Here is a 15953-nt window from a genome sequence, read left to right as displayed (position 1 = left end):
ACTTTTGATTGTAAATCAATAGTTTTTTATGACCATAATTCGAAATAGTATTTTTTTTATCATAATTATTTGCACAAGTCTACTGTACGGTCAAAAAAAGACTCTTAATACGAAGTCTATTACAACTAAGATTTCTATTGATGGTAAAATAACAGAAGATGCATGGAATTCGGCCGAAATTGCATCCGATTTTGTTATGTATCAGCCAGATAACGGTAAGCCAATAAGTGAAAATAAAAAAACGGAAGTAAAAGTCGTTTACGATAATGATGCTATTTATATCGCTGCGACATTATACGATGAAAACCCGAGCAAAATAAAAAAGGAAATCACTAACAGAGACAGTTTTGGGGTAACCGATTACTTTTCTGTTTTTATTAATGGGTTTAATGACGGACAGCAGGATTTTAGATTTTATGTGACCGCAGCCGGAGTACAGTTAGATTGCATCGCTACCGAAGATTATAAAGATTTTTCATGGGATGCGATTTGGGACAGTAAAGCAGTGATAACTGATAAAGGTTGGGTAGTAGAAATGAAAATTCCTTATGCGGCAATACGTTTTTCAAATTCAAACAAGCAAACCTGGGGTGTCAATTTCCTTAGAAATATTCAACGGGATGTTCAAGTGTATTCCTGGAACCGAATCGACACTAAAATTGGAGCCGAGCTTACTCAAAACGGGCTATTGGAAGGAATTGAAAATATCAAGACTCCAACTCGATTATTCTTTATTCCTTACGTTTCATTTTACAATCAAAAAGACAACAGCCAGTCGGATAATACATTCAAGGGTGGACTCGATATCAAATACGGAATCAATGATGCTTTTACGCTGGATGCGATTTTGGTACCTGATTTTGGTCAAACCAAATTTGACAATGCTATTTTAAATCTCGAACCATTTGAACAAAAATTAGATGAAAACAGGCCTTTTTTTACCGAAGGAACCGAGTTGTTTTCTAAAGGAAACCTTTTTTATTCAAGAAGAATTGGAGGATATCCAAGTTCGGACCCCACGGTTGGAGAAAATGAGGAAATTACAGATTATCCAAGTACAGTTGATTTACTAAATGCAATCAAAATATCAGGACGAACGAAAAAAGGTTTGGGAATAGGTTTTTTGAACGCCATTACCGAAAAAACATACGCAACCATAAAAGACACTGTAACTTCGACGACCAGAAAAGAAGTCATTGAACCGCTTGCCAATTATAATATAGTTGTTTTGGACCAACGTTTTAATCAAAATTCATCCGTAACTTTTATCAATACCAATACTATTCGAAATGGTAGTTTTCGGGACGCCAATGTTTCTGGGCTTTTATTCGATTTGAATACCAAGAAAAACAGCTATAGTTTAAATGGTGATTTTAAATACAGTACTGTAAATACTTTCGAAGATTATGACGGTTATAAAACAGCCTTGAATTTTGAAAAAACAAGCGGGAAAATTCGATATGAAATTTCAGGAAAATACATTTCAGAAGATTATGATGTCAATGATCTGGGGCTTATTTATTACACCAATTATCATGCTGCTTACGCCAATGCAAGTTATAGAATTTTGAATCCGACTTCAGTTTTTAATACTTTCAAAGTTCTTCAGGAGGCCAGTTTGGAAATTCAAAATACAACTGGTAAAATACAAGATGACTACTTAAAAACTACCATAGGAGCAGCTTCTTTAAAAAACAACTATTACGAATTTTCTTTATTTTACACGCCTAAAGAAACTTTTGATTTTTATGAGCCACGGGTTTACGGTCGCTATGTGTATGTACCGAAAAGGGTGTATTCTTATTTTGGATTTGAATTAAATAGAAATCATGCTTTTATTTTGGATGCAACTGTTTCATTCACGAAATATAATGAAGAAAACAGACAAACTTATGAGATCTACATCAATCCAAAATACCGATTCAATAATCAATTTTCATTAGAATATGCATTAGACTATACCTCCAAAAATAATGACAGAGGGCGTGTGGGTTATGACGATTCTGGAATTGTATTTGCCGAAAGAAATAGAGAAATTCTTCAAAACACGCTTACTGGAAAATTTGCTATTACCAATAGAATGGCGCTAAATTTGGATGCCCGTTACTATTGGTCTTATGCAGAGAATCATGAATTCTTTACATTGCAGGAGGATGGTTATTTAACTCCAAATCCTAGTTACAACCTTAATAAAAACAGAAATTTCAATTCCTGGAACTTAGACTTGTCGTACTCATGGTGGTTTGCTCCCGGAAGCGAAATGATTGTCCTGTACCGAAATTACGCTTTGGAAGAAACCAGACAAGTAGAGAAAGACCTTTCGTCTAACTTGACTAATATTTTCAATAGCAATTTGACTAGTATTTTTTCGGTTAGCGTTCGCTATTACATTGACTATAATGTGGTAAAAAATAAATTTTGATCATTTTTTCATAAAACTGTAACATTAACAGTAATCAATAGTCTATTGATGCAACAGCTTATTAAATCCCAATTTTAGATTTCAATTTAAAATCTGATTTAATATTCTTAAGCATCTAAAATTATTGTTTTCATGAAAAAGTATTATTTCTTTTGTTTCCTTTTATTCTCAACTTTGATGTATAGTCAGAAGAAATCTTTACAGACAAAATTTATTACTGAAAAAATAAGTTTAGATGGAAAATTAGACGAAGCAATTTGGCAATCGGTTCCTATTGCAACTGATTTTGTCATGTTTCAACCTGATAATGGTAAGGCAATTCCAGAAAATAAAAGAACCGAAGTTCGAGTTTTGTATGATAATGAGGCTATTTATATTGGAGCCTTGATGTATGACGACGAGCCAAGCAAAATCCTGAGAGAAATAAATAAAAGAGACAATTTTGGAGCAGCTGATTTTTTTGGTGTTTTCATTAATGGTTATAATGATGGACAGCAGAATTTTCAGTTTTTTGTAAATGCTGCAGATGGACAAGCCGATTGTTTGGCAACCGACAGTAATGGAGAAGACTATTCTTGGGATGCCGTTTGGGACAGTAAAGCAGTTATTACTTCTTTCGGATGGATTGTTGAAATGCGAATTCCTTATTCTGCTTTGCGATTTTCTAGTGAAAGCAAGCAAACTTGGGGTGTTAACTTTTTTAGGGAAATACGTAGAGACCGACAAAAATATTCGTGGAATTTGATCGATAATAAAATAGGAACATTTACTCAACAAAATGGGACTGTGGATGGGATCGAAAACATAAAAACACCTACAAGACTTTTCTTTTTGCCGTATGCTTCTTTCTATACGTATGCTAATGCCTACCAAAAAACCTACGGAGAATTAAAAGGAGGTTTGGACATTAAGTATGGAATAAATGACGCCTTCACTCTTGATGCAATGCTTATTCCTGATTTTGGTCAAACCAAATATGATGATCGAATTTTGAATTTGTCTCCCTTTGAGCAACAATTTAATGAAAATCGTGCCTTTTTTACTGAAGGGACTGACTTGTTCAGCAAAGGAAATCTTTTTTATTCCAGAAGAATCGGAGGGCCGCCGTCCTATTCTCCAGAGATAAAAACTAATGAAGAAATAATAGAAAAAGCAACGACTGTTGATCTTTATAATGCGACAAAAATATCGGGTAGAACAAAAGGAGGTTTAGGAATTGGATATCTAAATGCTGTTACCCAAAAAACATATGCGACTATTAAAGATACTATTACACAAGAAACACGTCGTGTTCTAGTGGAACCGTTGACGAATTACAATGTCTTGGTTTTTGACCAGCGTTTTCATAAAAATTCTTCAGCATCTTTTGTAAATACGAATGTTACAAGAAATGGATCTTTCAGAGATGCGAATGTATCGGCATTGGTTTGGGATTTAAACACAGCTAAAAACACTTACAATTTATCTGGAAACTTTGAATATAGTTATGTAAATGATCTTGAAGGTAAAAAAGACGGAATCAACACAACTTTGAATTTTGCAGAGACTAGTGGTAAATATCGTTCTAATTTTGGCGGAAATTTGGTAACAAAAGACTTCGATAACAACGATTTGGGTATTATTTTCGAAACTAATTATTATAGCTTTAATGGATTTACGAGTTACAGAATTCTTAATCCAACCAAATTATTCAATTCATTCAACACCAATATTAATGGGTATACTCAATTTCAGAAAGAAACAGGCAAAGTACAGGATGATCAAATCAATTGGAACGTAAATACCACTACGAAAAAGAACAACTATATTGGATTTGGTTTACAATATCGCCCTGTGGAAATCTACAATTACTATGAACCAAGAACCGAAGGACGTTACAGCATTGATCCTACTCGTTTTGGAGGATGGTTTTCACTGTCGACCGATTATAACAAGAAATTTGCTTTTGATTTTAATCCTTCATTTGCGGTGTTAAATGAAACGAAAAGAAGATCATATGGTTTTTATTTAAGTCCAAGATACCGTTTCAATGACCATGTGGCATTAAATTATGAATTCAACTTTTTTCGCCAAAATAATAACAAAGGATATGTTGACAGTAGTTCCCAAAACGATGCTTTGGCACCTAATACTATAATTTATGCGAACCGAAATGTTGTCAATTATACCAACAATATAAACGGAAAGTATTCGTTGAACAGTAAAATGAATTTTGATCTTTCTGCCCGTTATTATTGGTCTTATACTGAGAATAAAGATTTTTATAAACTGGAAGACAACGGAAGATTAAGTCCCTACGTTGGTTATACCGATAACAAAAATCAAAATCTGATTACTTGGAATTTGGATTTGTCGTACAATTGGTGGTTTGCCCCCGGAAGTCAATTGACTATTTTGTACCGAAGTAATGCTGCAAAATATGATAATTTAATCAAAAAAGATTTTGGAAACAATTATACTGGTATGCTAAACAATGAAGATTTAAGTCATGTGATTTCCATTAGTGTCAAATATTTTATAGACTACAATCAGGTCAAAAACGTTTTCTAGATTGTGGCGATCCAAAATAAATTTTCCTGTCAAACGGCGTACCTTTTTATTAGGATAAAATTCTCCTCAAAATTCTTGTTTTTCAGACTGGAATTTTGAGGATTTTTTTTGCGTTTTTTTTAGAAAAAGCCGCTTTTTGCAACACAATTTTAAGTATTTGTTGTACTTCTCTTTTTTATGTACAATAGTAGTTTTGACGAACTTATATTTTTTTGGAAAGCTTTATCTTTGCAAAAAATTTCATACCATGAACAAAAAAGTAATTTTAATGATTTTAGACGGTTGGGGGAAATCACCTGACCCGAAAGTTTCTGCAATTGATAATGCAAATGTTCCGTTTATAAATAGTCTCTATACAAAATACCCGAGTGCACAACTTAGGACTGACGGTTTACATGTTGGTCTTCCTGAAGGACAAATGGGAAACAGCGAAGTAGGGCACATGAACCTTGGAGCTGGAAGAATTGTTTACCAAGATTTGGCCAAAATCAATCTTGCCGTTGAACACAAAACTTTGGTGAAAGAACAGGTACTTATCGACGCTTTCGAATATGCCAAAAAGAATAATAAAAAAGTACATTTTTTAGGATTGCTTTCTGATGGAGGAGTTCACTCGCATACTTCTCATTTAAGAGGATTAATCGATGCAACCCAAGATTATGGATTGCAAAATGTATTTGTACATGCTTTTACGGATGGTCGTGACGTAGATCCTAAATCAGGAAAAAAATATGTACAAGATCTTGAAGATTACATTGCAAACACTACCGTAAAATTAGCTTCTGTGGTAGGTCGTTATTATGCAATGGATCGTGATAAACGTTGGGAAAGAGTAAAACTGGCTTATGATTTACTTGTAAACGGGACAGGAACTCATTCAACTAATGCTTATGAAACCATAAAAGAAAGTTACAAAAACCACGTGACAGATGAATTCATCGCTCCGATGGTTATGGTGGACGAAAATGATAAGCCTCTTGCAACTATTCAAGAAGACGATGTGGTTATTTTCTTCAATTTCAGAACAGACAGAGGACGTGAATTGACTGAAGCGCTTTCGCAAAAAGACTTCCACGAGCAAAACATGCACAAATTAAAATTGTACTATGTGACGCTAACCAATTATGACGAAACATACGAGAATGTAAAAGTGGTGTACAACAAAGACAACATCACAGAAACATTAGGTGAAGTTTTGGAAAAGGCCAATAAAAAACAAATTCGTATCGCCGAAACAGAAAAATATCCACACGTGACATTCTTCTTTTCTGGAGGTCAGGAAACTCCTTTTCATGGAGAAACTAGAATTTTAAGAAACTCTCCAAAAGTAGCCACTTACGATTTGCAGCCAGAAATGAGTGCTTACGAATTGAAAGATGCTTTGGTTCCAGAATTAAACAAAGGGGAAGTTGACTTTGTATGTTTAAATTTTGCAAATGGTGACATGGTTGGGCATACAGGAGTTATGGAAGCAGCAATAAAAGCGTGTGAGGCTGTTGACGCTTGTGTAAAAGAAGTTGTAGAAGCTGCTCTTGCCAATGATTATACAACTATCATCATTGCAGATCACGGTAACTGTGAAACAATGATTAACCCTGACGGTTCTCCAAATACTGCTCACACTACCAATCCAGTGCCGATTATTCTTGTGGACAAAGAGTTGAAAACCATTCACGATGGTGTTTTAGGGGATATTGCTCCTACGATTCTTGCTTTAATGGGAATTGATCAACCAGTCGCTATGACTTGTCATTCCTTACTATAAATAAAAAGCCAATTGGCATTTTTTACTAAGCCAAAATGGGCGTGAATTTAATTTTTCACGCCCATTTTATATGTACTAACTGTATTTTTACAATTTGTCCAACAGATAAAAGTACTCTCGCTCAATGCTCTCCTGATGATCCGAATGAGCAATCCTGACTAGTTCGGCTGCGCGTTGTTTCAATGTTTTGCCGTAAAGGTCAGCAATTCCATTTTCGGTAATAACATAATGAATATGTCCTCTGGTTGTTACCACTCCAGCTCCCTGCTTCAAGAAAGGTACAATTCTGCTTACCCCATTTTTGGTAGTTGACGGCAGGGCAATAATCGCTTTTCCGCCATCACTCAAAGATGCGCCGCGTATAAAATCCATTTGCCCTCCAACACCCGAATACATTCTTGGTCCAATAGAGTCAGCACAAACCTGTCCGGTTAAATCAACTTCTATAGCCGAATTAATAGCAATCATTTTTGGATTTTTTCTGATTCTGGCGGTGTCATTTACTGTCGAAGATTCCCGCAATTCAATAAACGGATTGTCGTTTACAAAATCATACAACCGCTTTGAGCCCAACACAAAAGTGGACAGTACTCTTCCTCGTAATGATCCTTTATAGTTGCAGTTTATCACATTGCTTTCAATCAGATCAATCACACCGTCCGAAAACATTTCGGTGTGCAATCCTAAATCTTTATGATTCCCCAATTTGCTCAAAGCGGCATTAGGAATCGAACCAATTCCCATTTGTAACGTACTTCTGTCCTCTATCAAAGAGGCAATATAATTTCCTATTTTATCTTCCTCGGCGGTAAAAGTTTCCACTTCATGTGAATAAATAGGAACATTTACGTCCACTAAATAATTTATTTCTGAAATATGCAGGATTCCGTCACCAAAAGTTCTCGGCATCTGAGGATTTACCTGCGCTATCACAATTCTCGCATTCTCAATCGCTGCAACCGAAGCCTCCACTGAAACTCCAAGTGAACAATAGCCGTGGCTGTCAGGCGGTGACACATGAATAAAAGCAACATCTATCGGCAACACATTTCTTCGGAAGAGACGCGGCAGTTCACTCAAGAAAACAGGAGTATATGAACCGTTTCCAGCTTTTAAAGTATGCCGGACATTCCCACCAATAAAAAATGAATTGACATGAAAACTTTCTGCAAGGTCAGGATTAGCATATCGCGCTTCACCTTCCGTATGCAAATGACATATTTCTACATTCCGTAGTTCGGAAGCTCTTTCGGTTAAAGCATTCGCTAAAATCGTTGGTGCAGCCGCAGCCGCCTGAAGATATACTCTATCTCCTGATTTTACGACTTTGACAGCTTCCTCGGCAGTTACATATTTTCCCATAAACTTGTATTTATCACAAATATATTCATTTAGATAAAACCAAAATATGACAACGCTCATATTCAAAGTAAAACAATATTTAAATAAAAGTTAAAATCTCATAGTTAAAAGTATTACTATTATATTTGCAATTAAATATATTGTAATGGATCAAATATTAGCAAACATCAAAATTCAGATAAACAGCAAGCTCTTTGTAAAGGATCCTGAAACCTCGGCATTGGGCAAAAAAATTATTCAAGAAAGTATTTTGCTCATTGATGAAATTGGCTTTGACGATTTTACTTTTAAGAAATTGGGAGAAAAAATAGGATCCAATGAGAGCTCTATTTACCGCTACTTCGAAAACAAACATAAATTGTTAGTATATTTATCTTCCTGGTATTGGAGTTGGATGGAATACAAATTAGTTTTTTTAACTTCAAATGTTTCGGATTCTCGGGAAAAACTAAAAATAGCCATTACCGTGGTTACCGAAAAAATAGAAGACGACCATGAAACAATCTACATAAACGAAGCTGTTTTAAATAAAATTATTATTGCTGAATTTACAAAGACCTTTCACAATAAAGAGGTCGACCAAGAAAACAAAGAAGGTTTTTATTTCATTTACAAAAGAGTTATCAATAGAATAACGGCCATTATTAGCGAGGTAAACCCAGAATATGCTTATGCCAAAAGCCTAGCATCGAGCATCGTGGAAGGAGCATTGCATCAGCATTTTTTGAGAGAACACATGAAAACGATTACTAATTGTAATGAAACAATATCGCCAACTGATTTTTATTTCAACTTAATTGAAAATGTACTAAAAAAATAAAACATGACTTCATTAAAAAGATTATTCAACCTTTTGAAACTGGACAAAAAAGATGTTTCACAAATTTTTTTCTACGCTATTTTTGCCGGAATCGTGAGTTTATCCCTTCCATTGGGTATTCAGGCGATTGTAAACTTTATTCAATCCGGTCGAGTAAGTGCGTCGTGGGTTGTTCTGGTTATACTTGTGGTTATTGGAGTTATCCTTGTAGGTGTCTTATCTCTGATGCAATTAAGAATTACAGAAAATTTACAGCAAAAAATGTTTGTACGCTCGTCATTCGAATTTGCCTCCAGACTTCCTAAAATAGAATTTAAAGAGCTTTATGGTCATTATCCGCCCGAATTATCCAACCGCTTTTTTGACACCTTGACGATACAGAAAGGAACATCAAAATTATTGGTTGATTTTTCGGCGGCAATCCTGCAGATAGTTTTCAGCATCATATTATTAACGCTGTACCATTCGTTCTTTATGGTATTCGGGCTTTTACTGTTAGGTTTTTTATATGTCATTTTTAAATTTTCATACAATGAAGGAATCTCAACCAGCTTAAAAACATCCAAGAATAAATACAAAGCGGCTGGATGGCTCCAGGAAATTGCCCGAAACAATTTTAGTTTCAGAAATGAACTCAACTATGATTTTGCATTAGAGAAAAACGATGGAATTATAAAAGATTATTTACACAGCCGTGAAAATCACTTTAATGTCCTCAAAAGACAATTTGGGCATCTTATCATTTTCAAGGTAGTTATTACTGCAAGTTTGTTGATTATTGGTGGTTATTTGGTTTTAAGTCAAGAAATGAATATTGGACAATTTGTCGCTGCCGAAATCATTATTTTGTTGGTAATTAATTCTGTAGAGAAAATTATTCTTGGACTGGAAACTTTTTATGATGTATTGACTGCAGTCGAGAAGATTGGTCAGGTTACCGACATGGAACTGGAAGAAGAATTTAATGTTGAAAGCAAAAGTTGTTACACCAACATCAGCCTTGAAACCAATGATTTGGAATTCAGGCTTCCGGAAAGTAATTCCAGAATTTTAAAGAGGATTAATTTAAAAATTGATTCAGGTGAAAAAATCATAATCAATGGTGAAAATGGTTCAGGAAAAACGACTTTAATCCGAGTACTTTCCGGTTTATTGCATCCTACTTCTGGAAACTTCTTCATCAATGACGATACCTTCAGCAAAATAGACATAAAGCAATACCGTTCTAGAATTGGCAGTATCATACAAGGAGAAACACCTTTTGAAGGAACAATTCTGGAGAATATAACTTTTAATGATAAAAATATTGATACCGAAACTTTAAAATGGGCGCTAGATGCTGTTCAGCTAACCGACTATATAAAAACATTGCCAAAAGGACTAGACACTAAAATATTCCCGGAAGGAAAAGAGCTTTCCTCTTCCAATGCGCAAAAGATTTTATTGGCAAGAAGCATTGTACACAAACCTAATATTTTATTTTATGAAGAACCCACAGATAAAATGGACATAAAAGTAGCCAATGAAATCATAGACTTTATTCTTTCTGAAAAAAATAAATGGACAGTCATCGTTGTTTCTCAAAATCCACATTGGTTAACCAAATGTACGCGGGAAATCACAATGCAAAAAGGAACGGTTTTATTAGACACTAAAAAATAAGGTTATGTTAAATATATCTGACAAAAATCCAATAAATAATAAAGCTCTCGAAAAATATTCTACGGTAAAGAATTTGAGCAACCGGCCTCATTATAAAATTCTGAACAGAATAATTTTGGCGGTATCGATATTTGTGGTTGTTGTACTTTTCTTTCCCTGGACACAAAACATCTCGGGTTCTGGAGCAGTCACTACATTGAAACCCAACCAAAGACCGCAGTCTATTCAATCCGTCATTTCAGGGCGTATTGAAAAATGGTATGTACAGGAGGGAGATTATGTAAATAAAGGAGATACTATTCTTTTTATATCTGAAATAAAAGAAGACTATATGGATCCAAATTTGGTCAAAAACACCAAAAATCAGGTGAATGCAAAAAAACAGTCTTTAGCTTCTTATGGTTCGAAAGTTACAACTCTTAATGTACAAATGCAGGCCATTGAAAAAGAAAAAGGCCTAAAACTCAAACAGTCCCAAAACAAGATTAAACAGGCACGTCTGAAAATAAAAAGCGACAGTATGGATCTTGAAGCGGTAAAAACACAATTTAAGATTGCCAACACGCAGTATAACCGTTCGCTACAACTGAACAAAGAAGGTCTAAAAGCCTTGTCAGATGTAGAAGAAAAACGCTTGAAACTGCAAGAATCAGAGGCTAAAATCATCACTCAGGAGAATAAATTTTACACGAGCCAAAATGAATTAATCAATGCAGAGGTAGAAATCAACAGAATCATTGCTGAGTATTCTGAAAAATTATCCAAAGCACAAAGTGACCAATATACTGCAATGAGCAATCAATACGACACAGAAGCTCAGGTAAGTAAATTGGAGAATCAGTATGCTAATTACAGTATTCGAAACGGGATGTACTATATCAAAGCGGCACAAAGTGGTTATATAAACAGAGCTTTGCAGTCGGGAATTGGTGAAACCATAAAAGAAGGAACTCCTATTGCCACAATTATGCCTTCCAGATATGATATAGCGGTAGAATCTTTTGTAGATCCAATAGATCTGCCCTTACTAAAGAAAGGAGAAAAAGTAAGAGTTTGGTTTGACGGATGGCCTACAATCGTATTTTCAGGATGGCCGGATATGTCGTATGGTACATTTGGCGGTGAAATAGTGGCGATTGAAAACTTTATCAGTGATAATGGCAAATTCAGAATCCTTATTGCACCAGACAAAAGCGAAACTCCGTGGCCAAAACAATTGAGTATTGGATCTGGTGCTCAAACTTTAGCATTGTTAAACACTGTGCCGGTTTGGTTTGAAATATGGAGAACACTAAATGGTTTTCCTCCAAATTATTATCAAGGAAAAGAGAAACCTTCAAAAGGAAAAAAATAATGAAACACCTTCTTGTCATACTTTCATTACTGGGAATGACTATTTACGGTCAGACCAATAACGGGGAACAGCTCCCGCTACATCTCAAAGAAATGAGTTATAATGAATATTTGGGTTTTGTAAAAAAATATCATCCACTGGTAAAAAATGCCAATTTGGAAATCAGCAAAGCACAAGCCAATCTGATGATGGCGCGTGGCGGATTTGACCCAAAACTTGAACTGGATTATAACAAAAAACAGTTTCAGGGTACTGAATATTATTCGGTACTAAACAGCAGTTTCAAAATCCCGACCTGGTTTGGAATTGACATTAAAGCGGGGTTCGAAGAGAACGAGGGGTACTATCTTAATCCTCAAAGTAAGACGCCAGCTAATGGTTTAGCATCGCTGGGAATTAGCGTTCCTATTGGACAAGGATTACTAATTAATCAGAGGATGGCCGACCTGCAAAAAGCAAAAATCCAAGTCAAATTAAGCCAAGCCGAACAAAAACTTCAAGCCATTGCGGTTTTATACGATGCTTCAGTTGCGTACTTTAATTGGAAAAAAAACTACGAAGAAAATTTATTATATGAAAGCTACAGCGTTAACGCCCAAAAACGATATGAAGGAATTGAAGCTTTAATCAAGCAAGGTGACAAACCTGCTATAGATAGCGTCGAAGCAGGTATTGTGGTCAAAAACAGATTGCTTGCTCTTGAGGATTCAAAATTGAAATTATCAAAAGCTAAATTGGAGCTGTCAAACTTTCTTTGGATAGAAAACAATATACCGCTAGAACTTGCTGATGCTATTGTTCCGGAGAAAAGCCTTGTAGAAACCATTCAGGAAACACTGAATATTAATGATTTGAATCAGGAATTTTCACTGGCCAGTCATCCTAAAATTGAAGCCCTGCAAAGCAAAATTGATTTTTTGACTGTCGAAAAAAAGCTAAAAGCCAATATGCTTTTGCCTAAAATAGATTTAGGTTACTCTTATTTGGCTCAGCCAAACCCAAACATTCCGAACAATTCTGATAATTATAAAGTGGGTATTGATTTTTATTTTCCTTTGTTTCTAAGAAAAGAAAGAGGCAGTTTGAAATTAGCTCAATATAAAATTCAGGAGTCCGAATTTACAAGAGATTTAGAAAAAGTGCAGTTAACGAACAAGATCAATGCCCAAAAAATTGAAATTCAGTCTTTGGTTAAACAACAAAAACTGACCAATAAGCTGGTCATGGATTATGAAACAATGTTAAAATCTGAAGAGCGATTATTCAATTTAGGAGAGAGTTCGTTATTCCTTATCAACACTCGAGAAAACAGCTTGGTTAGTGCCCGTCTATCGCAGATTGCATTAGAAAACCGTTTTTACACTTCCAATTCTGAACTGTATAAAATCATGGCAAATCCCAATTGATAGCAAATCCATTTTTAATACATTGCTTCATTTGTACGTTGTCACTTTGATGTGGAATTTACTTGTGCTTTAATTTAAAAAACTCAAATCACTTCCGCTGGCTAATTCTTCAGGTAATTGGTTCTGTCTAAAAAGGCGTGCTTGCAAATTTCCTTTGAGGATGATTTTCTCTCCTTTTACGTCTAACCAACTTCCTTCTCGTAATCCCAATACTGGCAAAGTGTTAAATGCATGAAATTCTTTGATTCTCGTTTCTCTCGTTTCTCCCATATGCTTGGATTGGTCATCTGGATCCAAATAATGTGGATTCAAATTGAACGGAATTAATCCTAAAGTTTGAAAACTAGGCGGATAAATAATAGGCATATCGTTGGTCGTTTGCATCGTCAATCCGCAAATGTTGCTTCCTGCACTGGTGCCCAAATAAGGAGTTCCATTTTTTACAGTATCAGCAAGAATATTCATGAGATCGTTTTTATATAATTGAGTGACAAGCAGGAAAGTGTTGCCTCCACCCGTGAAAATACCCTCTGCTTTTTGTATGGCTTCTTTTGGGTTTTCAAATTCATGAATACCTTTTACTGCTATGTTTATTTTGGCGAAAGCCGTGGCAACTTTAGAAGTGTATTCGTCATGTGATATACCGCCTGATCTTGCAAATGGAATAAATAGAATTGTCTTGCAATCCTTAAAATGCAATTGTAATTCGGGTAATAAATACTCAAGGTATTCTCCTTCGTGCAAGGTTGAAGTACTTGCTATAATACAGTTTTTCATTTTTATGCGCTGTGTGAAATTCTGTGTAAAGGTATAAAATGATTGTTTTTCAATGTATCGAAGAGCGGTTTTAATTAACAAACTTTTACCAAGTTATTAGTAATTAATTTGGATGGGATTGGGATACTTTTACATTTTGCAAATAAGTTGTGATGAAGATTTTTTAAGTCTAAAAAGATAAAATCGGTTTTATGCGCAAAAATTGAACTGTTTTCGAATGCTTAGATCCTGAGAATAATTAAGTTTTTAAAAAATCAATTCCCAAATTGCTTGTGAAGAATAATTTTACCTTTTTATTTATTTCAATTTTCATAGTCCAGTTTTCAGTGGCACAAGCGAGTGTTGAGAAATGGGTTAAAGGGCAAGTATTGTCGAATGCGACTCCATTAGAAGGTATTAATGTCACGAATTCGTCAACTAAAGCAACAGTGGTTTCAGATCAATATGGAGTTTTTTCTATACTGGCAAAAGAAGGTGAGATTTTGAATTTTTCAGCAGTTAATTATGAACCTTTGCGAAAGTTTATAAACAAGCAAGAATTCAAATTAGGGAATGTTGTTGTTGAGATGACTGTTATAAGTGTCGAATTAAAAGAAGTGGTTGTCAACGGTCATCCCGAAATTACCACTGAAAATATGGGGATAATTTCCCGAGGTCAAGTCAAACTAACACCTGCTGTGCGAAAACTTTATTCAGGATCTGGTGGTATAGTAGGTGTTATTAATCTCTTAACTGGTGAATTGGAAAATTTAAAAAAGAATGTAATTGTAGAAAAAAAAGAAATTTTAATGCACAAGCTGGAATATCTTTTTGAAGATAAATATTATATACAAACCTTGAAAATTCCAGAAGAACTGATTAAAGGATTTCAATATTATTGTGTTGAAGATCCCGATTTCGAGAATGCTTTGAATTCTAAAAACAAGACAATGTGTATGTTTTTAATTGTTGGCTTGGCTACACACTACAACAAGAACAGAGCGTCTGATGAAAACGGCAAATAATTTTAAAACTCATAAAAATCTCTTGATAACTTGTGAAGAATAATTTTACTTTTTTATTTATTTTCTTTTTTATAGTCCAGTTCGCGGTAGCACAAGTGGGGGTCGAGAAATGGATAAAGGGGCAAGTAAGCTCGGATGGAGTTCCGCTGGAAGGAATCAATATTACGAATGCCTCGACCAAAATAATGGTAGTCTCAGATCAATATGGTGCTTTTTCGATTCTTGCGAAAGTGGGTGATATTTTGAATTTTTCGGCGGTTAATTATGAGGAATTAAGGAAATACATAAAGATTCAAGAATTCAGAATGGGGAATATTGTTGTGGATTTAACCCCCAAAAGTATTGAACTGAAAGAAGTGATTATTAATGAACACTCCGAAATAAGTGCTGAGAATCTCGGAATAATCCCCCGCGATCAAGTCAAACTGACATCTCAAGAAAGGAAATTGCAAACAGCTGGTGATTTTAAGCCAATACACTTATTAGGATTGTTAGGTGGGATGTTGGCGGTTGACCCTATTTTGAATGCCATAAATGGTAGGACAGCAATGCTCAAAAAAGCTGTAACGGTTGAGAAAAAAGAGGTTTTGATGGCCAAAATAGACGGACTATTTGAAGACAAATATTACATAGAAACTCTAAAAATACCCGAAGAGTACATCAAGGGCTTCCAGTATTATTGTATAGAAGACCAAGATTTTGTTAGGTCACTAAAAGAAAAAAACAAGACGATGAGTATGTTTTTAATTGTGGGCCTGGCTTCCAGTTTTAATAAAAACAGACAAAGTGATGTCGAAAATAATTAAGCCTAAATTGTTGAATTTTATTTGT

At 34.9% G+C, this 15953-nt stretch carries 11 protein-coding genes; 9 read left to right on the top strand and 2 right to left on the bottom strand.

What is annotated here, in order from left to right; all coding sequences use genetic code 11:
• Positions 1-28: 28 nt before the first annotated feature.
• The 3 genes from C8C85_RS05035 to gpmI all read left to right on the top strand — a co-directional run bounded on the left by C8C85_RS05035 (position 29) and on the right by gpmI (position 6737).
• Complete coding sequence (locus tag C8C85_RS05035) at positions 29-2422, top strand: DUF5916 domain-containing protein (RefSeq protein ID WP_116796098.1); 2394 nt, start codon at positions 29-31, stop codon at positions 2420-2422.
• A gap of 132 nt (positions 2423-2554) precedes the next feature.
• Positions 2555-4972 carry a DUF5916 domain-containing protein gene (locus C8C85_RS05030; RefSeq protein WP_116796097.1) on the top strand — a complete coding sequence of 806 codons (2418 nt, stop codon included), beginning with the start codon at positions 2555-2557 and terminating at the stop codon, positions 4970-4972.
• 247 nt (positions 4973-5219) lie between these two features.
• Positions 5220-6737, top strand: a complete 1518-nt coding sequence (gene gpmI, locus C8C85_RS05025) for a 2,3-bisphosphoglycerate-independent phosphoglycerate mutase (RefSeq protein ID WP_116796096.1) — start codon at positions 5220-5222, stop codon at positions 6735-6737.
• A gap of 87 nt (positions 6738-6824) precedes the next feature.
• Here the strand turns inward: gpmI and C8C85_RS05020 are convergent, their stop codons facing one another.
• Positions 6825-8099 (bottom strand): acetyl-CoA hydrolase/transferase family protein, encoded by a 1275-nt coding sequence (locus C8C85_RS05020; protein ID WP_116796095.1) that lies wholly within the window; start codon positions 8097-8099, stop codon positions 6825-6827.
• A gap of 145 nt (positions 8100-8244) precedes the next feature.
• Here C8C85_RS05020 and C8C85_RS05015 point away from each other — a divergent pair, with 145 nt between their 5' ends.
• From C8C85_RS05015 to C8C85_RS05000, 4 genes are read left to right on the top strand one after another with little or no spacing between them, the layout of a single operon-like run.
• On the top strand, positions 8245-8919 hold the full coding sequence (locus C8C85_RS05015; RefSeq protein ID WP_116796094.1) for a TetR/AcrR family transcriptional regulator: 675 nt from the start codon (positions 8245-8247) through the stop codon (positions 8917-8919).
• 3 nt (positions 8920-8922) lie between these two features.
• Positions 8923-10581: a peptidase domain-containing ABC transporter gene (locus tag C8C85_RS05010; RefSeq protein ID WP_116796093.1), complete on the top strand. Its 1659-nt coding sequence runs from the start codon at positions 8923-8925 to the stop codon at positions 10579-10581.
• A 4-nt stretch (positions 10582-10585) separates the two neighbouring features.
• Positions 10586-11935, top strand: coding sequence for an HlyD family secretion protein (locus tag C8C85_RS05005; protein WP_116796092.1), 1350 nt, complete (start codon positions 10586-10588; stop codon positions 11933-11935).
• Positions 11935-13341 (top strand): TolC family protein, encoded by a 1407-nt coding sequence (locus C8C85_RS05000; protein ID WP_116798376.1) that lies wholly within the window; start codon positions 11935-11937, stop codon positions 13339-13341. The genes C8C85_RS05005 and C8C85_RS05000 overlap by 1 nt, the downstream gene beginning before the upstream one ends.
• A gap of 69 nt (positions 13342-13410) precedes the next feature.
• Here C8C85_RS05000 and pepE read toward each other — a convergent pair whose 3' ends face one another.
• Positions 13411-14118: a dipeptidase PepE gene (gene pepE / locus C8C85_RS04995; RefSeq protein ID WP_116796091.1), complete on the bottom strand. Its 708-nt coding sequence runs from the start codon at positions 14116-14118 to the stop codon at positions 13411-13413.
• A 272-nt stretch (positions 14119-14390) separates the two neighbouring features.
• On the opposite strand from pepE, the gene C8C85_RS04990 reads away from it, so the two are divergent.
• Both C8C85_RS04990 and C8C85_RS04985 read left to right on the top strand, forming a co-directional pair.
• Positions 14391-15122 (top strand): carboxypeptidase-like regulatory domain-containing protein, encoded by a 732-nt coding sequence (locus C8C85_RS04990; protein ID WP_116798375.1) that lies wholly within the window; start codon positions 14391-14393, stop codon positions 15120-15122.
• Positions 15123-15154: 32 nt separating this feature from the next.
• Entirely contained in the window at positions 15155-15928 is a 774-nt protein-coding gene (locus tag C8C85_RS04985) for a carboxypeptidase-like regulatory domain-containing protein (RefSeq protein WP_116796090.1), read from the top strand.
• The last annotated feature ends 25 nt before the right edge of the window (positions 15929-15953 follow it).

It is taken from the genome of Flavobacterium sp. 103, from assembly GCF_003096795.1.
Classification (GTDB): domain Bacteria; phylum Bacteroidota; class Bacteroidia; order Flavobacteriales; family Flavobacteriaceae; genus Flavobacterium.
The sequence above is the reverse complement of the archived record's forward strand: the minus strand, read 5'-3'. Positions and strand labels throughout refer to the sequence as shown.